Source organism: Leucobacter sp. USCH14 (assembly GCF_037619215.1).
Taxonomy (GTDB): Bacteria; Actinomycetota; Actinomycetes; order Actinomycetales; family Microbacteriaceae; genus Leucobacter.
In genome coordinates, this window is record NZ_JAQPZP010000002.1 from 150,701 (window position 1) to 170,933 (window position 20,233).

A 20,233-nucleotide genomic window follows, 5' to 3' on the forward strand; every position below is an offset into this window, starting at 1 on the left:
TGCGCCACGACGAGAAGGCGAGTAGCGAATGTCGGGACTGCGACGTCGGGATGACGTTCTGGCACTGGGTCGACTCGGAGTCGACATCTACCCGTTGCAAGACGGAGTCGGCCTCGAAGACGTCACGAGTTTCGGCAAGTACCTCGGCGGCAGCGCAGCCAACGTCGCCGTCGCCGCAGCCAAGTACGGGAGAGCAAGTGCTCTGGTCTCGCGCGTCGGCGACGACCCCTTCGGGCGGTACCTGCTGCGAGAGCTCGAACGGCTGGGCGTCTCGAGCCGCGAGGTGCGCGTCGATCCGCAGTACCCGACTCCGGTCACCTTCTGCGAGATCTTTCCGCCCGACGACTTCCCGCTCTACTTCTACCGCAAGCCCAAGGCGCCCGACTTGCAGATCGCCGCTGAGGATCTGGACCTCGACGCCGTGCGCGAAACGCGCATACTGTGGTTCACGCTCACGGGGTTGAGCGAGGAGCCGAGCCGGGGGGCGCATCTCGCCGCCCTCGAAGCGCGCGCAGGAGCCGCGCACACGATTTTCGATCTCGACTACCGCCCGATGTTCTGGGACGACCCGGCGGAGGCGACGACGCAGGTCGCGGCAGCGATCGAGCAGGCGACGATCGCCGTCGGCAACCGGGAGGAGTGCGAGGTCGCAGTGGGGGAGACCGAGCCCGATCGCGCGGCGGATGCCCTGCTCGAGCGCGGATTGGAACTCGCGATCGTGAAGCAGGGGCCCAAGGGCGTGCTCGCGAAGACGCGGGGGGAGCGCGTGGAGGTGCCCCCGCACTTCGTCGACGTGGTCAACGGCCTCGGCTCCGGTGACGCCTTCGGGGGCGCGCTCTGCCACGGGCTGCTCGAGGGGTGGGACCTCGAACGCATCCTCCGATTCGCCAACGTCGCCGGTGCGATCGTGGCCACGCGGCGCGAATGCTCCACCGCGATGCCCGATGCCGCTGAGGTTGAAGCGCTCCTCGTGAAGGAGGCCTGACCGTGGCACTCGACTTCGAGCGGCTGCGCCACCTGCGCGCCGCAGACCCCTCGGGCATCGGTCGCGCTCTCGCGGAGCGTCGCCGGCGCGACGTCATCGCCGGCGATGGGCGCCTCTTCATCGTTGCGGCGGATCACCCGGCGCGCGGCGCCATCGCCGTGGGAGGTGATGCCACCGCGATGGCGAACCGGTACGACCTGCTCGAGCGCATGGCTCTCGCCCTGTCGCGCCCCGGCGTCGACGGCGTGCTGGGAACACCCGACATCATCGACGACCTCGCCGCCCTCGGGCTGCTCGACGACAAGATCGTCGTCGGGTCGATGAACCGCGGCGGGCTGCGCGGCGCCTCGTTCGAGCTCGACGACCGGTACACGGCGTACGACATCGATGCGATGGTGCGGCAGGGGCTCGATTTCGCGAAGACGCTGATCCGCGTCGACCTGCAGGACGCCGGCACGGCGGCCACGCTTCAGGCGACGGCCCGTGCCGTCGATGCCGCCGCCGCCGCTGGGCTGCCGATCATGCTCGAGCCGTTCATGAGCCGTCGCGTCGACGGCAAGGTGGTCAATGATCTGTCGGCCGACGCGGTGATCCTCTCGACCGCCATCGCATCGGGCCTCGGCAATTCGAGCGCCTACACCTGGATGAAGCTGCCCGTCGTGCCCGAGATGGAGCGCGTCATGGAGGCGACGACGATGCCGACCCTGCTGCTCGGGGGAGACAACGGCGGCGATCCCGACGAGACGTTCGCGTCGTGGGAGCAGGCGCTCGCGCTGCCGGGTGTGCGCGGCCTCACCGTCGGGCGCACGCTGCTGTACCCGCACGACGGCGACGTCGCGGCCGCGGTCGATACCGCCGCGCGGCTGGTGCACCGGGGCCTCGACGAGGCGCTTCGCGATCCGAACCCGGCCCCGCACCGATCCGAACCCGCACCCATCTCCTGAACGAACGACACGACCCCACACGAAGGACATACGCAATGAGCACCGATTCCCTCCCCGTGATTCCCCACTGGATCGATGGAGCCCGCCGCGCCTCGACGAACGGTCGCACCGCTCCCGTCTACAACCCGGCCACCGGCGAGGTGCAGGCGCATGTCGCGCTCGCCGACGAGTCCGAGATCGCCGAGGCCATCTCCTCGGCGAACCGCGGGTTCGAGGCGTGGAGCGCATTCTCCATCGCGAAGCGTCAGACCGTCATCTTCGCCTTCCGCGAGCTGCTGAACGCGCGCAAGGGCGAGCTCGCCGAGATCATCACTCGCGAGCACGGCAAGGTGGTCTCCGATGCGATGGGCGAGATCCTGCGCGGCCAGGAGGTCGTGGAGCTCGCGACCGGCTTTCCGCACCTCATCAAGGGCGCGTTCTCCGAGAACGCGTCGACCGGTATCGACGTCTACTCCATCAAGCAGCCGATCGGGGTCGCGGGCATCATCGCGCCCTTCAACTTCCCGGCCATGGTGCCGATGTGGTTCTTCCCCATCGCGATCGCCGCGGGCAACGCCGTGATCGTGAAGCCCTCCGAGAAGGATCCCTCCGCAGCGCTGTGGCTCGCCGAGCTGTGGAAGGAGGCCGGGCTGCCCGACGGCGTCTTCACCGTGCTGAACGGCGACAAGCTCGCCGTCGACGGCCTGCTCACCGACCCCGGTGTGCACTCGATCTCCTTCGTCGGGTCGACACCGATCGCGCAGTACATCTACGAGACGGCCTCGAAGCACGGCAAGCGCGTGCAGGCGCTCGGCGGGGCGAAGAACCACATGCTGGTGCTGCCCGACGCAGACCTCGACCTCGTCGCCGATCAGGCGATCAACGCGGGCTACGGCGCCGCCGGCGAGCGCTGCATGGCCATCTCGGTCGTGCTCGCAGTCGAACCCGTCGCCGATGAGCTCATCGAGAAGATCAGCGAGCGCATCGCGAAGCTCAGCATCGGCAACGGCGCCTCGACCCCCGAGCCCGACATGGGGCCGCTCATCACCGACGCGCATCGCGACAAGGTCACGGGCTACATCGACATCGCCGAGCAGGACGGCGCCACCATCGTGGTCGATGGCCGTGACTATTCGGTGGAGGGGCACGAGAACGGCTTCTTCGTCGGTCCGACCCTGATCGACCGCATCCCCACCACGTCGCGCGCCTACACTGAGGAGATCTTCGGGCCCGTGCTCGAGGTGGTGCGCGTCGACACCTTCGAGGAGGGCGTCGAGCTCATCAACTCCGGCGCGTTCGGCAACGGCACCGCGATCTTCACGAACGACGGCGGGGCGGCGCGTCGCTTCCAGCACGAGATCCAGGTCGGCATGATCGGCATCAACGTTCCGATCCCCGTGCCCGTCGCGTACCACTCCTTCGGCGGGTGGAAGGCCTCGCTGTTCGGCGACTCGAAGGCGTACGGCGTGCAGGGCTTCGAGTTCTTCACCCGTGAGAAGGCCATCACGAGCCGCTGGCTCGATCCCGCGACGCACGGCGGCATCAACCTCGGCTTCCCGCAGAACAACTGATCGAACGCACCGAAGGAGGGGCGAGATGACGCACGACGCGCAGCAGACGGCACCGGCCGAGCGGTGGTTCCACCGCCGAGGTGAACTCGCGGAGGGCGGGTGGGAATCCGTCGTCGACGAGCGCATTCCGGGGTGGGAGCACACGGGTGTTCGCGTCGCCCGGCTCGCCGAGGGTGCTTCCATCGCGCTCGAGGGCACCGGAGTCGAGCGCCTGATCGTCCCCCTCTCCGGATCATTCGCGGTGACGTACCGGGAGGCGGACGGCAGCGAGACCGAGGTGGGTCTCGCAGGCCGCGCCTCCGTCTTCGACGGCCCCACCGACGTGCTCTACCTGTCGTCGGTCGCCACGGCCGAGGTCACCGCGACCGTCGCGCCCACCGGAGAGGCGCGGTTCCTCGTCGCCACCTCGCCGGTGCCCGAGGGCGATCCCGAGCTGGTGCGCCCCTCCCGCTACATGGCGGTCGATGAGGTGCCGGTCGAACTGCGCGGCGCGGGCGCCTCGAGCCGTCAGGTGCACAACTTCGGCCGCAAGGAGTCGCTCGATGCCGCCCGGTTCATCGTCGTGGAGGTCATCACGCCCGCCGAGAACTGGTCGTCGTATCCGCCGCACAAGCACGACGAGCACATCCCCGGGCACGAGTCGGAGCTCGAGGAGATCTACTACTTCGAGGTCGCGCCCGTCAGGGACGCCCCGGAGGGCGTCGATCCCGAGCGCGCGTTCGGCATGTTCAGCACCTACTCCTCGCCCGCCGGTCCCATCGAGATCGACTCCCAGGTGCGCACCGGAGACATCGCCCTCGTGCCGCACGGCTACCACGGGCCTGCGGTCGCCGCGCCCGGGTACGACATGTACTACCTGAACGTGATGGCCGGCCCCGATCCCGAGCGCACCTGGCTCATCAGCGACGACCCGGCGCACGGCTGGGTGCGCGATACCTGGGAGGGACAGGACCTCGACCCCCGCCTCCCGTTCGCCCCGCAGACCCCCTCGAACGAAACGGAGCAGGCACGATGAGCACCCGACGCATGACCGTGAGCCAGGCGCTCATCGAATTCCTCGCGAACCAGTGGACAGTGGATCGCGCGGCCGACGGCACCGAGATCCGCGAGCGCACGATCCCGGGCGCCTTCGGCATCTTCGGCCACGGGAACGTGGCTGGGATCGGCCAGGCTCTGAAGCAGGCCAACGTCGAACAGCCGGACCTCATGCCCTACTATCAGGCTCGCAATGAGCAGGCGATGGTGCACCAGTCGGTCGGGTACGCCCGCATGCATCGCCGTCGCGGCACGTACGCTTCGGCCGCATCGGTCGGGCCCGGCGCGACCAACCTGCTGACGGGCGCCGCGCTCGCCACGACGAATCGTCTGCCCGCGCTGCTGCTGCCGAGCGACACATTCGCGACGCGCGTGGCCGATCCCGTGCTCCAGCAGCTCGAGCAGCCCCACGACATCGGGCTCACCGTGAATGATGCGTTCCGCCCGGTGTCCCGGTTCTTCGACCGGGTGCAGCGCCCCGAGCAGCTGTTCTCGATCGCGCTCGCCGCCATGCGCGTGCTCACCGACCCCGCCGAAACCGGCGCCGTCACGATCGCGCTTCCCGAAGACGTGCAGGCCGAGGCCGTCGACGTGCCCGAGGAGTTTCTGCAGCCGCGCGAGTGGCGCATCCGTCGCCCGCGCCCGGAGCGCGATGCGCTCGCCCTCGCGCTCGATGCGATCCGCACCGCGCAGCGCCCGTTCATCGTCGCGGGCGGCGGCGTGCTGTACTCCGACGCCGAGCAGCAGCTGCGCGCGTTCGTCGAGGCGACCGGCATCCCCGTCGGATCATCGCAGGCCGGCGGCGGCGTGCTCGACTGGGATCACCCGCAGTACCTCGGCGGCGTCGGCGCGACCGGCACGCTCGCGGCGAACCGGCTCGCGGCTGAGGCCGACGTCGTCATCGGCATCGGCACACGGTACAGCGACTTCACCACGTCGTCGCGCACCGCGTTCCAGAACCCCGATGTGCGCTTCGTGAACATCAACGTCGCATCGTTCGACGCGTACAAGCACGGCAGCCAGATTCCGGTGATCGCAGACGCCCGCGAGACGCTCGTCGAGTTGATCGAGGCCGTCGACGCGGATGCGACGGGCGAACTGCGCGTGGTCTCCGACTACGCCGAGCGCATCGCCGCCGAGAAGGCGGAGTGGGACGGCCTCGTCGATGAGGCGTTCGCGCCGTCGGGGCGCGAGCTGCCCGGCCAGCCGGAGATCATCGGAGCGGTGCAGCGGGCGAGCGCCCCCGATGACGTGATCGTGCAGGCGGCGGGATCACTGCCCGGCGACCTGCACAAGCTCTGGCGCGTGCGCGACCCGCTCGGTTACCACGTCGAGTACGCCTACTCGTGCATGGGCTACGAGATCGCCGGCGGCATCGGCGCGAAGCGCGGGCTCGTCGCCGCCGATGACGACCGCGATGTGATCATCATGGTCGGCGACGGTTCGTACCTGATGCTGAACAGCGAGCTCGTGACCGCGGTGGCCGAGGGCATCAAGGTCATCGTGATCCTCATTCAGAATCACGGATACGCGTCGATCGGCCACCTCTCGGAGACCGTCGGCTCCGAGCGCTTCGGCACGTGGTACCGCGAGTACGACGGCGACGCGAAGAACTTCCAGGGCGAGCGGGTGCTGCCGGTCGACCTCGCGATGAACGCCCGCAGCTACGGCATGGATGTCATCGAGGTCGAGCCGACCGCGTCTGCGATCTCGGATCTCGAGGCGGCGATCGCGCAGGCGAAGGCGTCGGATCGCGCGACCTTCATCCACGTCAACAGCGACCCGCTGATCTACGCGCCGGACGGCGCCGGTTGGTGGGATGTGCCGGTGCCGCAGGTGTCGACGCTCGAGTCGACGCAGCGCGCTCGGGCCGCGTACGAGGAGCAGGTCGCCGCGCAGAGGCCCCTGCTCGGATAGGGCGGGAGTACCGCTCAGCTATGATCTATTGTCATATCAATATAGGGCGCAGGACTCTGCAGCGCCCATTCCGAACACTGGAGTTTGCGTGAACGCATCACCAACCGACAATGCCGGCCTCCGGATCGGAACCGCGCCGGATTCGTGGGGCGTCTGGTTCCCGGACGACCCGGGGCAGGTGCCGTGGGAGCGCTTCCTCGACGAGGTCGTCGCCTCCGGCTACGAGTGGATCGAACTCGGCCCGTACGGGTACCTGCCCACCGACCCGCACCAGCTCGAAGACGAACTCGGCAAGCGCGGGCTGAAGCTCAGTGCGGGCACGGTGTTCACCGGCTTCCACAAGGGCGACGACGAGTGGCAGCGCGCGTGGGACCAGGCACTGCAGGTCGCGGGCCTCGCGTCGAAGCTCGGGGCGGAGCACCTCGTCGTGATCCCGGATCTCTGGCGCAGCGACGCGACGAGTCAGGTGCTCGAGCCGCGAACGCTCACGGACGAGCAGTGGGCGAAGCTCGGGGCCGGTCATGACCGACTCGGCAAGGCGCTGCTCGAGGAGTTCGGCGTCAAGCAGCAGTTCCACTCGCACGCCGACAGCCACATCGGCACCACCCGTGAGGTGCTGCGATTCCTCGACGAGACCGATGAGCGGTACACGAACCTGTGCCTCGACACCGGGCACTTCGCGTACTACGGCGGTGACAACGTGAAGCTCATCGAGGAGCGGCCGGATCGCATCGGCTACCTGCATCTGAAGCAGGTCGACCCGTCGCTGCTCTTCGACGTGCTGAAGAACGACGTGCCATTCGCAGAAGCGGTGACGCAGGGCATCATGATCGAGCCCCCGCACGGCATCCCCGACCTCGCGCCCGTGATCGAAGCCGTCGCGAAGATCGACTCGGAGATCTTCGCGATCGTGGAGCAGGACATGTACGGTTGCGACGTCGACCGACCCCTGCCCATCGCCACGCGCACGCGGGAGCACATCTTCTCCTGCACGCACCTTGCGCGGACGTAGCGCTCGAGCGCCGCATCGCGGCGCGCGCTACCGGTCCCGGGACCGCCCTCGGGCCCGGAAATGACACGAAAGGACCCACACCATGACCGAAGATCTTCGCATCGCCGTGGTCGGCGCCGGCAAGATGGGCGCCGACCACATCGCACGCATCACCGAACGCATCAGCGGCGCCCGCGTCTCGGCGGTCGTCGAGCCCGATGCCGGACGCGCCGCTGCTGCCGCGCAGGACGCTCCGGGCGCCCAGCTGTTCGCGAGCATCGAGGAGGCCATCGCCGCCGAGGCGCTCGACGCCGTGCTCATCGCCGTTCCGGGCCAGTTCCACGCGCCCGTGCTCGCACCGGCATTGGCGGCGAAGCTGCCGATCCTCTGCGAGAAGCCGCTGACGCAGGATTCCGCGAGCTCCTGGGAGGTGCTGCAGCTCGAGCAGCAGCTGGACCGACCGCACATCCAGGTCGGATTCATGCGCCGCTTCGACGCCGAGTACCAGGCGCTTCGCGAGCTCGTCGAGTCGGGCGAGAGCGGCGAGCTGCTGATGGTTCGCGGAGTGCACCGCAACCCCTCGGTGCCCGAGAGCTACACGAACGACATGCTCATCACCGACTCCGTCGTGCACGAGTTCGACGTGGTGCCCTGGCTCGCGGGGTCGCGGGTCGTGAGCGTCGAGGTGAAGCACCCGCGGCGCAACTCGCTCGCGCCGGAGCGCCTGCACGAGCCGATCCTCGTCATCATGGAGCTCGAGAACGGCGTGCTCGTCGATGTCGAGATGAGCGTCAGCGTGCAGTTCGGCTACCAGGTCGCCACGGAGGCGGTCTTCGAGCAGGGCGTCGCCCGCATCGGTCAGCCCTCGGGGTTGCAGCTCTGGAGCGCGGGCCGATTCAGCACGAGGGAGCACGAGTCGTTCACGACGCGCTTCGCCGCGGCCTACGACGAGCAGATCCAGCGCTGGGTGGATGCCGTGCACCGCGGCGACCTCATCGACGGGCCGAACGCGTGGGACGGATACCTCGTCGCGCTCTCCTGCGAGGCGGGCGTGAACGCCATGCGAGGCGGCGGCGTCGTGCCCGTCGAGGCGCCCGAACGCCCCGAGTTCTACGCCTGAGCCCAGCACACGACAGAGGAGGCCCCCATGGTGCGCATCGCACTCGACCCGACGCCGTACAACGATTCGGTGCATCTGCTCGACTTCCCCGACCTCGTAGCGAAGCTCGGGTACGAGTACCTGCAGCTGACGCCGAGCCCCGACTTCGGGCGGCACTTCCACTACCCGAAGGTCGACAGCGACCTCATCGCGCAGCTGAAGAAGCGGGCGAAGGACGCGGGGGTGACCATCACGTCGGTGCTGCCCGTGCAGCGGTTCGGCGGCCCCGAGCCGCACCAGGTCGACGCGGCCGTCTTCAACACGACCCGCTACATCGAGATCGCCGCCGAGCTCGAGGCACCCGTCGTGAACACCGAGTTCTCGGGTCGGCCGGAGCGCGAGGAGGAGTCGGAGTACGCGTTCTACCGAGCGATGGAGCGGCTCATCCCCGTGCTCGAGCGGGAGGGCGTCGCGCTCAACTTCGACCCCCACCCCGACGACTTCGTCGAGGACGGGCTCGAGGCGTGGCGCATCATCCGCGGGCTGAACTGCGACCGCGTCGGCTTCGTCTACGTCGCTGCGCACACCTTCCACTACGGGGACCGGGCGACGAGCCTCATTCCGCAGCTCGGCGATCGCCTCGGCGCGGTCTACGCCGCCGACACGTTCGACCACACGCGGTCGCACGCGCTGCGGTACATCACGAATCCGCCGGGCAATGCGGTGCGCGTGCATCAGCACCTGGCGATCGGCGATGGCGACGTGGATTGGCAGGAGTTCTTCAGCGTGCTGCGGCAGTCGGGGTACCTCGACCGTGACGACGCGCTCATCGTGTCGAACGTGTTCGCCGAAGACGAGCGCGCGGACGAGATCTCCCGATTCCAGCTCGAGAAGCTGCGCGAACTGGTCGGTCTGGCCTGATTCGCGCGTTGCTCAGAAGATCACGAGATACAGCGCTGCGAGCACCGTCACGACGAGCACGGCGCCTTCGAACACCCGCTGCTTGAGGCGCACCGCGATCCATCGCCCGAGAACGGCTCCGATGATCACGCCGGGCACGAGGAGCAGGTCGAGTGCGAGGCTCGAGGCGTCGATGAGGCCGAGCCCGAACGAGAACGGCAGCTTCGCGACGTTGATCATCGCGAAGAACCAGGCCGCGGTGCCGAGAAAGGCCTGCACCGGGAACTTCGCCGCGAGGAAGTACATCGACATGACCGGCCCGCCGGCATTCGCGACCATCGTCGTGAAGCCCGCCAGCGACCCGTAGCCGACGCTGCCGGCGAGTCCTCCCGCCCCGGCCTCGGACCGGCCCACGGAGAAGAAGCGGCGCCAGACGGTGAACGCGACGACGAGCAGTAGGATCGCGCCGATCACTCGGCGCACCCATCCGTCATCAGCGATGGCGAGGAACACGGCGCCGAGTGCGAGGCCCGCGACCACCGCGGGCGCGAGACGCAGGATCGTCTGCCAGCTCGCGTGCTTGCGATAGGCCCACACTGCGAAGACATCGCCTACGATGAGCAGCACGAGAAGAGCTCCGGTCGACTCCTTCGCGGGCAGGATCGCGGCGAAGATCGCGATCGATACGGTGTTGGCGCCGGGCAGCGCCGTCTTCGAGAACCCGACGATGACGGCTGCGACCCCGAGCGTCGTCCAGGCGAGGGGAGCGAGCTCGGGTAGCAGGGTCATCACCGCACCACTGTACCGCTCGCGAAAGTTTGTCCAAATGTAACGACATTGTTAGGCTCAGATGAAGGGCCCGTTACTCGGCGGGTCGCGTGCACGACGAAGGAGTCACACTATGTCAGTCGGAACCGCGGGCGCGAGTCGTACCTCGCTGCCTCCGCTCGGAACCGGGCCGCATCGGCGCCGCCTCGGACTCGTGGCGCTCATCGCCACGTTCGGCGGCCTGCTCTTCGGGTACGACACCGGAGTGGTCAACGGCGCGCTCAGCCCGATGTCGGAGGAGCTCGGGCTCACTCCGTTCCTCGAGGGCTGGTTCACGAGCTCGCTGGTGTTCGCCGCCGCGCTCGGCGCGATGGTCTGCGGGCGGCTCTCCGACGGCTGGGGCAGACGGAAGACCATCATCCTGCTCGCCGTGCTCTTCTTCGTGGGAACCGCGTTCGTCGTGTTCGCGCCGAGCGGCGACGTCTTCGGTTCGCACACGCCGCTCGGGTTCGGCACGCTCATCCTCGGGCGCGTGCTGCTCGGCCTCGCCGTGGGCGGAGCCTCGACCGTCGTGCCCGTCTTCCTCGCCGAGCTCGCGCCCTACGAGATTCGCGGCTCCCTCGCGGGCCGCAACGAACTCATGATCGTGGTGGGTCAGCTCGCCGCCTTCGTGGTCAACGCCATCATCGGGAACGTCTGGGGGCACATCGACAGCATCTGGCGCGTCATGTTCGCCGTGTGCGCGCTTCCGGCGATCGCGCTCTTCTTCGGCATGCTGCGCATGCCGGAGTCGCCCCGCTGGCTCGTGGGTCGCGGCGACTTCGCCGGCGCTGAGCGCGTGCTCGCGACCGTGCGGACGCCGGAGCGGGCGACGGCCGAGATCGGCGAGCTGCGCACGCTCATCGAGGAGGAGCGCGGAGCGACTCAGATCGGCTGGCGCGCGATCTTCGCGAATCGCAACCTCACGAAGATCATCCTCGTGGGCATCGGCCTCGGCATCGCCCAGCAGCTCACGGGCATCAACTCGATCATGTACTTCGGCAGCCAGGTGCTGGAGCAGTCGGGCTTCTCGCAGAACGCGGCCCTCATCGCGAACGTCGCGCCGGGCGTGATCGCCGTGATCGGCGCGATCATCGCGCTCCAGATGATGGATCGGCTCGATCGACGCAAGACGTTCATCACCGGATTCAGCCTCACCACCGTCAGCCACCTGCTCATCGGAGTGGCGTCGCTCACGCTGCCCGAGGGCAGCGCCGCACGCCCGTGGGTGATTCTCGCGCTCGTGGTCATCTTCGTGGGGTCCATGCAGACGTTCCTGAACGTCGCCGTCTGGGTGTATCTCTCGGAGATCTTCCCGCTGCACATGCGCGGCATCGGAATGGGAATCTCGGTGTTCGCACTGTGGATCATGAACGGCATCGTCGCGCTGTTCTTCCTGCCGCTGGTCGACGGGGTGGGGATCTCCAACACCTTCTTCGTCTTCGCCGCCGTCGGCGCGCTCGCCCTGCTGTTCGTCTGGAAGAGCGTGCCCGAGACGCGGGGGCGCACCCTCGAGGCGCTCGAAGAAGAAGTCTCGACCGGCGCGATCTACGTGCCGCGGAGCAAGTGAGGAGCGCGCATGCGCATCGGAATCGTCGGGTTCGGCGTCGGAGGACGCCTGTTCCACCTGCCCTACGTGCAGGCCGCCACGGAGTGGGAGCTGGTCGGTGCGGTCGCGCGGTCGGAGCGCACGCGCGCAGCGCTCGCCGACGCCGCGCCCGGGGTGCCGGCATTCGCGTCGCTCGACGCGCTCATCGATGCGGGCGTCGACGCCGTCGTCATCACGACCCCGCCCGCGACGCGACGCGAGCTGGTGCTGCGGGCGCTCGAACGCGGAGTGCACGTCGTCGCCGACAAGCCCTTCGCGCCCGATGCGGCGACCGCTCGCGAACTCATCGCGGCGGCGCGGGCGGCGGAGCGGACGCTCACCGTGTTCCACAATCGCCGGTGGGATACGGATCTCGTGACGCTGCGATCGGTGCTCGCATCGGGAGCGCTCGGCCCCGTCTGGCGGGCGGACTTCGCGCTCGAGCAGGACGACCGCGCGGTGCTCGACCAGGGGCCCGACGAGGGACTCCTGCGAGACCTCGGCGCGCACGTCGTCGACCAGCTCACGCAGCTCTTCGGCCCCGTGGAGCGGGTCGACGCGCACCTCGACTGGATCGGCACCGGTGATCGACGCGTCGACGTCGGGTTCTTCCTGGGGCTGCACCACGTGTCGGGGGTGTTCAGCGCGGTCTCGTCGACGAAGGGCGCGCGTCGTCAGGATCGTCGCATGATCGTGGTCGGCCATGAGGGCAACTACGAGTCGCACATGGCCGACGTGCAGTTCGAGCAGCTGATCGCCGGGCTGACCCCCGCCGCGAATGCGGACGTGTGGGGCATCGAGGCCGAGGAGCGCTGGGGCGTGCTGACGACTGCGGATGGCGCGATCCGCGTCCCGTCGTTGCGAGGCGACTACACGGAGTTCTACCGCGACCTGCACCGCGCGCTCGCCGCCGGTACCTCGCCGAACGTCACCCTCGACGAGGCGCTGCACACGGTCGCCGTGCTCGACGCCGCCCGGGAGAGCGCGCTGACGGGTGAGCGCGTGACGGTCTGAGCGCCCTTGACCGCGCCGAGAGCGCAGTTTCGGTCGCGCCCGCTCGCGCGGACGACCACGACTGCGCTCTCGCGGCCGCGACGGGCGCGCGTCTCTCGGCCCGCGAGAGCGCCTCGGCCTACGGGGCGGTTCGCAGGGCCGCGTCCGCGTCGAGAAGCACTCTCGCTGCGACCTCGAGGCCCTCGATGCGGCCGAGCGAGACGTCTTCGTGCTCGATGTTGACCCACATGTCCGGGTCCACATCGCGGAGCGCTCGCAAGAACTCCGTCCAGAACGCGGTGTCGTGCCCTCGACCGAGTGCGACGAAGTCCCAGGCGGAATGCACGGGCCATTCGTTCGCCCATTCGTCGCCGCCGAGGTTGGTGCGCGGCTCATCCGCACCGAGACGGCGGAACGAGTTGTCGAGTACGCCGTTGAGGCGCGCCCATTCGGGGTTCACCCGTACGTCTTTGGCAGCGGCGTGCACGACGAGCTCGCCGAGGTGCTGCACGACGGCGATCGGATCCATCTGCTGCCAGAAGAGGTGGGAGGCGTCGAGCTCGACGCCGACGTGCGTTGCGCCGGTGAGCTCGATGAGCTTGTGCACATCCGCCGAGTTGAAGACGAGATTCTGCGGGTGCAGCTCGAGTGCGACCGTGACGCCGTGCTCGGCGGCGAAGCGGTCGGTCTCGCGCCAGAACCTCGCCGCAACGTCCCACTGGTAGTCGAGCACGTCGAGCGCCGCAGAATTCCAGGCGTTGACGACCCAGTTCACCACGGTCGCCCCGGGCTCGCCTCCGGGGAGGCCCGACATCGTGACGACGCGATCCTGCCCGAGCCGCTCCGCGAGCAGGATCGACCGCCGCACGTCACTCGCATGCGCTTCGCCGATCGCCCGCTTCGGATGGAGCGGGTTGCCGTTGCAGTTGAGTCCGGCGATCGAGACGCCGGTACCCTCGAACGTTCCGAGGAAGTCGTCGCGCGCGCTGTCCGACTCGAGGATCTGCTCGAATGTCGGGATGTGGAGCGACGGCAGGAAGCCGCCCGAATTGAGCTCGATGCCGGCCAGGCCGAGGTCGCGGACCACCTCGATGGCCTCGGGGAGGGTTCGGTCGTGGAGGATTGCGTTGTAGACGCCGAGTTTCATGGGGTGCTCGCTTCTTCGGGATCGGGGTTCGGGGATGTGAGGATCAACGCACCGCGACCGCGGTGCCGCCCCGGGCCGCCGACTCGGCGACGGCCGCGAGGAACTCCATGTTGTGCACGCCGTCGTCGAAGCTCTTGCAGCGGGGGAGCGACTCGGAGGTGGGAATCCCGGCGATCTCCTCGAGGAAGGCCCTTGCCTGATGCACGAAGAGGTCGTTCTGCCCGATGCCGACGCCGGGGGCGTCCATCGCCCATCCGCCCGCGTAGTGCGGATGCTCAGGACCGAGGGGGATCGTACGGTACCCGGCGACATCGGAGTGCTCGTCGTGCAGCACGACCTCGACCTGGGAGGGGTTGGTCTGCGTCCATCGCGCAGCCCCCTGCGATCCGAAGATCTCGACCGTGCAGCTGTTGGGATGGCCGGCCGCTACACGTGAGACCTCGATGGTGCCGATGCAGCGGGCGAATTCGGCGTTGAAGGTGGCGTAGTCGTCATTGGTCACCGGTGCGGTCTCGTTGCTCACGTTGCCGCGGGTGTGCCCGACGACCCGGCCGAGCGGCTGCGGGCGTTCGGTGATGGCCGTGTGGAAGCGACCGCCCGAGACCTCTCGCACCGGTCCGCACAGGTACTCGGCGATGTAGCTGAGGTGACTGCCCACGTCGCCGAGGGCTCCGGTGCCGGCGGGGCCCTGGTAGCGCCAGCTGATGGGGGCGTCGGGGCGGCTGGCGTAGTCCGTCCAGTAGCGGCCCGAGAAGTGGAGTACGTCGCCGAGTCGGCCCTCCTCGATGAGCTTGTGCAGGAACGCGATGCCCGGCGCGCGCAGGTAGCTGAAGCCGATGCGCGCGATCACGCCGTTCGCCTCGGCGCCGCGGGCGGCATCGGCCATTGCGCGAGCGTCTTCGATGGTGTCGCTGAGCGGCTTCTCGCAGAGCACGTGCTTGCCCGCGGCGAGCAGGCCCTCGACGATCTCGCGGTGCAGCGAATTGGCGACGACGACGCTCACCACGTCGATGTCGTCGGCCGCGGCGATCTCGCGCCAATCGGTGACGTGCCGCTCGAATCCGAAGCGCTTCGCGGTCTCCTCGCCGAGCGGTGCGAAGACATCGCCGATCGCGACGAGCCGGATGTCCGGGAGCACCGGTGCGTAGAGGGTCGAGGCCGCGCGATACGCGGCTGCGTGCGCTTTGCCGGCCATGCCGGCTCCGATGACGGCGACGCCGAGAGATGCGTGCATGGTGATCCTTCCGAGAGTGCTTCGGTGCTGTGGGGCGAGGGTGCAGCGAGTATTGGAGCGCTCCAATTACGGCCAGGGTAGCCGGGGCGCCGGGCCCCCGTCAATCGGTCGTGCGCCGAATTCGCCGGGCTTCCCGTAGCCTGAGTCGGGCCACCCGCGAGGAAGGACTGCGATGCGACGACCGACGATCTACGATGTTGCCGAGCGCGCCGGAGTCTCCAAGTCGCTCGTCTCACTGGTGCTGAGGGATTCCCCGCGGGTGAGCGACGAGAAGCGGGCCGCGGTCCTCGCCGCCGTCGCGGAACTCGACTACACCCCGAGCCGTCTGGCCGCCGGGCTCGCGGGCACGCGCACGAGAAGCATCGGCGTGGTCATCGACGACTTCGCGAACCTCTGGTTCGTCGAGGCGCTCACGGGTCTTCGCTCGGCGATCGGACGGGAGGGGTATGCGCTCAGCGTGGCGGACGCCAGTCTCAACGCGCACCTCGGAATCGACCCGCTCGACGCGTTTCGCGCTCTGCGCGTCGACGGCATCGTGCTCGCGGGCGAGGCGACGGCGGCGGCCGTCGAGCGAGCCGGCGTGCCGGTGGTCGTGCTCGGCACGCGGCACGTGAGCGGTTCAGGGATGCCGGTGATCGCGAGTGATGAGGCCGAAGGCGGGCGCATCGCCGCGCGCCACCTGATGGAGATCGGCCACCGCAGCATCGTCTGCGTGTCGGGGCCCGGTGCGAGCGCGACCGAGCGCGAGCGCGGGTACCGAGAGGCGATGGGCGAGGCGGGGCTCGACACCTGCATCGTTCCCGCGGACGCGAATGAGGAGCAGGCGGCTCGCGCCGCTGTTGCGCCGATACTGGGAGGCGGCAGTGCCGCCGGGCGGGTTCGCGGGGCGGGCGCGCCGCGGCCGACGGCCGTATTCGCGGTGAACGACCCGATGGCGGTCGGCGTGATGGGAGCGGCCGCCGATGCGGGTCTCACCGTGCCGGGCGACATCTCGGTCGTCGGCTACGATGATTCGCCGCTCGCCGACTACGGCCTCGTCTCGCTCACCTCGGTGAGCGGAGACCCGAGAGAGGTGGGGGAGGCGGCAGGCGAGACGCTGCTCGAGCTGCTCTCAGGAGCGCCGGCCGGATCGCGCACCTTCGCCCCCCGACTCGTCGTTCGCGATTCGACATCCGCGATCCTGCGCCCCTGACCGCGCCGCTGGCGCGTCGCTTCGCCGAGGCCTAGAATCAGACTTTGACCTAACAATTCATCTGTGCCAGGCTCGCACTCTCGATCGACCGGGCGCACATCGCAAGGGAATCGCAATGACGCAGCAACCCATTCGCTTCGGCCTCGTCGGAACCGGTCGCATCGGCCAGGTGCACGCCGCCAGCATCGCCGCCTCGCCTGAGGCGACGCTCTCGTGGGTGGCCGACCCCTTCATCGCCGGTGCGAACGCGATCGCCGAGCGCTATGGGGCCACCGCCACCGAATCCGCCGAGAAGCTGATCGCGTCGGGCGAGGTCGATGCGATCCTCATCGCCTCCCCGACCCCCACCCATGTCGATCTCATCGAGGCGTCAGTGCGCGCCGGTCTGCCCGTGCTGTGCGAGAAGCCCATCGACCTCGACATCGCTCGCGTCGATGCCCTGCGCCCCCTGGTCGCCGCGAGCGGAGTGCCGGTCGCGCTCGGGTTCAACCGCCGCTTCGACCCGAATCACGCCTCCGCACAGGCGCGGGTGCGCGCGGGGGAGATCGGCGATCTCGAGCAGCTGATCATCATCAGCCGCGACCCTGCAGCCCCGCCGGCCGAGTACATCGGAGTGTCGGGCGGGATCTTCCGCGACATGACCATCCACGACTTCGACATGGCGCGGTTCTTCATCGACGACATCGTCTCGGTCAGCGCCACCGGTACCCGTACCTTCGACGCCGGCGCGCGTGAGCACGGCGACTTCGACACCGCCGTCGTGACGCTGCAGGCGGCCTCGGGCGCGATCGTCACGATCGTGAACTCGCGTCACAGCGCGATCGGGTACGACCAGCGCATGGAGGCGTTCGGAGCGAAGGGCATGCTGCAGGTGGGCAACCCGCAGCAGAACACCGTGGTGCTCTCGAACGGCGACTCGGTCGAGTCCCGGCCGCCGTACGCCGAGTTCTTCCTCGAGCGGTATGCGGCCGCGTACGCCGCCGAGCTCAGCGAGTTCGTGAGACTCGTGCGCGGGGAGGCTTCGACGAGCCCCACGTTCGAGGACGGGCGCGCGGCGCTGATCCTGGCCGATGCGGCGCAGCGGTCGGCCGAGACCGGCGGCATCGTCGCCGTCGCGCTCTGAACCGTCGCCCGTCGGCCGCGCCGCCCCTATGATGAACGGGACGTGAGGAGGACGATGGCGCACGACACCGGTGCCCCGCTCGATGCTGCGCCGCGCCCGCCCACGATCCGCGATGTGGCTCGCGTTGCGGGCGTCTCGAAGTCGCTCGTCTCCCTGGTGTTCAACGGCGGCGAGAACGTGAGCGAGGAGCGGCGCCTCCGGGTGCTGCACGCCGCCGCCGGCCTCGGCTATCGCCCCAATCTCGTGGCGCAATCGCTCTCCGCAGGGCGCCGCGACATCGTGGCGATCCTCGTGTCGAACCTGCACAACCCGCTCTTCGCCGAGATCGTGGGGGCCGCCAAGGCGCGTCTGGCGGACGCGGGCAGGCGCACCATGATCGTGAGCGCGCAGGTCGATGACGGGGCGGGCGGCACGGTGCTGGATCGCGACAACATCGACGTGCTGCGCGATCTGCGCCCGTCGGGGCTGATCACAGTCGGCACGATTCCCGAGTTCGCCGAGCTCGCCGAGCTGACGGCTGCGATTCCGACCGTCGTCGCCAGCGCGATCGATGCCACAGAGGATGTGGTGGCGACGGTGCGCACCGACGACGTGGCGGGTCTCGACCTCGTCATCGCGCATCTCGCCGCGCAGGGCGTCGAGCGCATCGCGTTCGTGGGCGGCGCCGGCGGCACGGTCTCCGCCTCCCGGGAGGCCGCGTTCCGCACCGCCGTCGAGCGACGCGGGTTCGGGAGCAGTGCGTGGGCCGAGCGCGCCGACTTCACGGAGGCGGGTGCGCGCCGGGCGGTGGCCCGCCTGCTCGATGAGGATCGCTTGCCGCAAGCCATTGTCGCCGTCAACGACCTCACCGCGGTCGGAGTGATCACGGCACTCGAGGCCGCGGGCATCGCGGTACCGGGCGGGTGCCGCGTGGTGGGCTACGACGACACCACGCTCTCCGCGATCCCGCGCATCTCCCTGACCACTGTGGATCCCGACAACCGCCGCATCGGCCGGGAGGCGGCGGAGGCGCTGCTCGGAGCGCAGGGCCTGACGGATCAGCCGACCGGTGAGGTGCTGATTCCGCCGACCCTGGTGGTGCGTGCCTCGGCGTGACGCGGGAGAGGTACGGTTCGTCCGGAAGCGATCGTGCCTCCGGTTGACCCGGCCGACACCTTGTGCATACAATTTGGACCGGTCCAAGTCAACGGCGAGAGGACGGTCATGAGCGAGCAGAGCGCGCACCCGCACGCAGCACGAGCAACGGGCGCGGGGGGTGACCCCGGTTCGTACGGGCTGCTCGTCGCCGGCGAGTGGCGCGCGGCCGCGGGAGGCGCCCGGGCCGAGATCCGCAGCCCGTACGACGGCCGCACCGTCGGCGAGGTCGCGGTCGCCAGCGCGGCCGACGCGGAGGCCGCGCTGGCGGCTGCCGAACGCGGAGCGGCGGTCTGGCGCCGAACGCCCGCGCATGAACGCTTCGCGATCCTCAGCCGCGCCGCCGAACTGGCCGACGCCCGAGCCGACGTGCTCGCCGCCACCATCTCCGCCGAGAACGGGAAGCCGCTGGCCGAGTCGCTCGGCGAGGCCCGACGATCGGGGGCCCTGATCCGCCTCGCCGCGCACGAGGGCACGCAGCTCTACGGCGAAGGCCTGCCGCTCGACGCGAACCCGGGCACCGGGCTCGACAAAGTCGGTTTCACGCTGCGGCAGCCCGTCGGCGTCGTCGTCGCCATCACGCCGTTCAACTATCCGGCGCTCCTGGTGCTGCACAAGGTGGCGCCTGCGCTGGCGGCCGGCAACGCGGTCGTGCTGAAGCCCGCGAGCGCCACGCCGCTCACGGCTCTCGCTCTCGCGAGCATCTTCGTCGAGGCCGGGGTGCCGGCCGGCGTGATCTCGGTGCTCACCGGCCCGGGCGGCGAGCTCGGCGACGCCCTCGTGAGCGACCCTCGCGTGCGCAAGGTGTCGTTCACCGGTTCGACGAGCGTCGGGGAGCGCATCGCCTCCCTCGCGGGTGTCACGAAGCTGTCGCTCGAGCTGGGGGCCTCCTCGCCGACGCTGGTGCTGCCGGGGGCCGACATCGAGCGCGCCGCCGCGGCAATCGCGGCCGGCGGCTACGTCAACGCGGGTCAGGTCTGCATCTCGGTGCAGCGCGTCATCGCGCACCGCGACGTCGAGGGCGACCTGCTCGACGCGCTCCGGCCGAAGGTCGAAGCGATTCGCATGGGCGACCCCTTCGCCGACGGCACGACCCTCGGCCCGCTCATCGCCGAGCGGGAGGCCGAGCGCGTGGCCGCCAGCATCGCTCGTGCGGTCGATGATGGAGCGACGCTCCTCACCGGAGGCGAACGCGACGGCGCATTCGTCTCGCCCGCCATCGTCACGGGAGTCGACACGCATCATGCGTTCGCGCAGGAGGAGCTCTTCGGCCCGGCCGTCGCGGTCACCTCCGTCGACAGTTTCGACGCCGCGATCGACGCGGCGAACGGTACCGCCTACGGGCTCGCAGCAGGTGTCTTCGGGGGCACCCTCGCCGAGGGCGTGCGGGCGATGCGGGAGATCGACGCCGGCAGCGTGCACCTCGGATGGACTCCGCTGTGGCGCGCCGACCTGATGCCCTACGGCGGGCTGAAGGCGAGCGGCTACGGAAAGGAGGGCGTGCGCTCGACGGTTCAGGAGATGACGGAGGTCAAGACCGTCGTCATGCACGGCTGACGCGCTGCACCCACCCACTCACCACCAGCGAAGGAGC

The 20,233-nt window shown here is 69.4% G+C and carries 17 protein-coding genes; 14 read left to right on the forward strand and 3 right to left on the reverse strand.

The genetic code is table 11. From position 1 onward, the window contains the following. Window positions 1-28 precede the first annotated feature (28 nt). The 8 genes from iolC (at window position 29) to PQI23_RS03055 (ending at window position 9,442) form a co-directional block, all read left to right on the forward strand. Window positions 29-985, forward strand: a complete 957-nt coding sequence (gene iolC / locus PQI23_RS03020; RefSeq protein WP_339971420.1) for a 5-dehydro-2-deoxygluconokinase — start codon at window positions 29-31, stop codon at window positions 983-985. A 2-nt stretch (window positions 986-987) separates the two neighbouring features. Continuing rightward, entirely contained in the window at window positions 988-1,929 is a 942-nt protein-coding gene (locus tag PQI23_RS03025; protein ID WP_339971422.1) for a class I fructose-bisphosphate aldolase, read from the forward strand. A 35-nt stretch (window positions 1,930-1,964) separates the two neighbouring features. Beyond that, entirely contained in the window at window positions 1,965-3,479 is a 1,515-nt protein-coding gene (locus tag PQI23_RS03030; RefSeq protein WP_339971424.1) for a CoA-acylating methylmalonate-semialdehyde dehydrogenase, read from the forward strand. A gap of 25 nt (window positions 3,480-3,504) precedes the next feature. Beyond that, window positions 3,505-4,494, forward strand: a complete 990-nt coding sequence (gene iolB, locus PQI23_RS03035; RefSeq protein ID WP_339971426.1) for a 5-deoxy-glucuronate isomerase — start codon at window positions 3,505-3,507, stop codon at window positions 4,492-4,494. Next, window positions 4,491-6,431, forward strand: coding sequence for a 3D-(3,5/4)-trihydroxycyclohexane-1,2-dione acylhydrolase (decyclizing) (gene iolD / locus PQI23_RS03040; protein ID WP_339971428.1), 1,941 nt, complete (start codon window positions 4,491-4,493; stop codon window positions 6,429-6,431). Before iolB ends, iolD begins: the two co-directional genes overlap by 4 nt. Before the next feature lie 88 nt (window positions 6,432-6,519). Next, window positions 6,520-7,443, forward strand: a complete 924-nt coding sequence (locus PQI23_RS03045; protein WP_339971430.1) for a sugar phosphate isomerase/epimerase family protein — start codon at window positions 6,520-6,522, stop codon at window positions 7,441-7,443. A gap of 82 nt (window positions 7,444-7,525) precedes the next feature. Next, window positions 7,526-8,542, forward strand: coding sequence for a Gfo/Idh/MocA family protein (locus tag PQI23_RS03050; RefSeq protein ID WP_339971432.1), 1,017 nt, complete (start codon window positions 7,526-7,528; stop codon window positions 8,540-8,542). Between the two features lie 27 nt (window positions 8,543-8,569). After that, window positions 8,570-9,442, forward strand: a complete 873-nt coding sequence (locus PQI23_RS03055) for a sugar phosphate isomerase/epimerase family protein (RefSeq protein ID WP_339971434.1) — start codon at window positions 8,570-8,572, stop codon at window positions 9,440-9,442. A 12-nt stretch (window positions 9,443-9,454) separates the two neighbouring features. Here PQI23_RS03055 and PQI23_RS03060 read toward each other — a convergent pair whose 3' ends face one another. Further along, complete coding sequence (locus PQI23_RS03060; RefSeq protein WP_339971823.1) at window positions 9,455-10,210, reverse strand: sulfite exporter TauE/SafE family protein; 756 nt, start codon at window positions 10,208-10,210, stop codon at window positions 9,455-9,457. Window positions 10,211-10,322: 112 nt separating this feature from the next. On the opposite strand from PQI23_RS03060, the gene PQI23_RS03065 reads away from it, so the two are divergent. Beyond that, entirely contained in the window at window positions 10,323-11,798 is a 1,476-nt protein-coding gene (locus PQI23_RS03065) for a sugar porter family MFS transporter (RefSeq protein WP_339971436.1), read from the forward strand. A 9-nt stretch (window positions 11,799-11,807) separates the two neighbouring features. Further along, entirely contained in the window at window positions 11,808-12,830 is a 1,023-nt protein-coding gene (locus tag PQI23_RS03070) for a Gfo/Idh/MocA family protein (RefSeq protein ID WP_339971438.1), read from the forward strand. Window positions 12,831-12,948: 118 nt separating this feature from the next. Here the strand turns inward: PQI23_RS03070 and PQI23_RS03075 are convergent, their stop codons facing one another. Further along, window positions 12,949-13,956 (reverse strand): sugar phosphate isomerase/epimerase family protein, encoded by a 1,008-nt coding sequence (locus PQI23_RS03075; protein WP_339971440.1) that lies wholly within the window; start codon window positions 13,954-13,956, stop codon window positions 12,949-12,951. Window positions 13,957-13,999: 43 nt separating this feature from the next. Further along, the gene (locus PQI23_RS03080; RefSeq protein WP_339971442.1) at window positions 14,000-15,190 is read right to left on the reverse strand and encodes a Gfo/Idh/MocA family protein; all 1,191 of its coding nucleotides are present in this window, start codon (window positions 15,188-15,190) and stop codon (window positions 14,000-14,002) included. 172 nt (window positions 15,191-15,362) lie between these two features. On the opposite strand from PQI23_RS03080, the gene PQI23_RS03085 reads away from it, so the two are divergent. The 4 genes from PQI23_RS03085 (at window position 15,363) to PQI23_RS03100 (ending at window position 20,196) form a co-directional block, all read left to right on the forward strand. Further along, the gene (locus tag PQI23_RS03085; protein ID WP_339971443.1) at window positions 15,363-16,382 is read left to right on the forward strand and encodes a LacI family DNA-binding transcriptional regulator; all 1,020 of its coding nucleotides are present in this window, start codon (window positions 15,363-15,365) and stop codon (window positions 16,380-16,382) included. 115 nt (window positions 16,383-16,497) lie between these two features. Next, the gene (gene iolG, locus PQI23_RS03090) at window positions 16,498-17,505 is read left to right on the forward strand and encodes an inositol 2-dehydrogenase (protein ID WP_339971444.1); all 1,008 of its coding nucleotides are present in this window, start codon (window positions 16,498-16,500) and stop codon (window positions 17,503-17,505) included. 54 nt (window positions 17,506-17,559) lie between these two features. Further along, window positions 17,560-18,600: a LacI family DNA-binding transcriptional regulator gene (locus tag PQI23_RS03095; RefSeq protein WP_339971445.1), complete on the forward strand. Its 1,041-nt coding sequence runs from the start codon at window positions 17,560-17,562 to the stop codon at window positions 18,598-18,600. Between the two features lie 108 nt (window positions 18,601-18,708). After that, window positions 18,709-20,196, forward strand: coding sequence for an aldehyde dehydrogenase family protein (locus PQI23_RS03100; RefSeq protein ID WP_339971446.1), 1,488 nt, complete (start codon window positions 18,709-18,711; stop codon window positions 20,194-20,196). Window positions 20,197-20,233 lie beyond the last annotated feature (37 nt).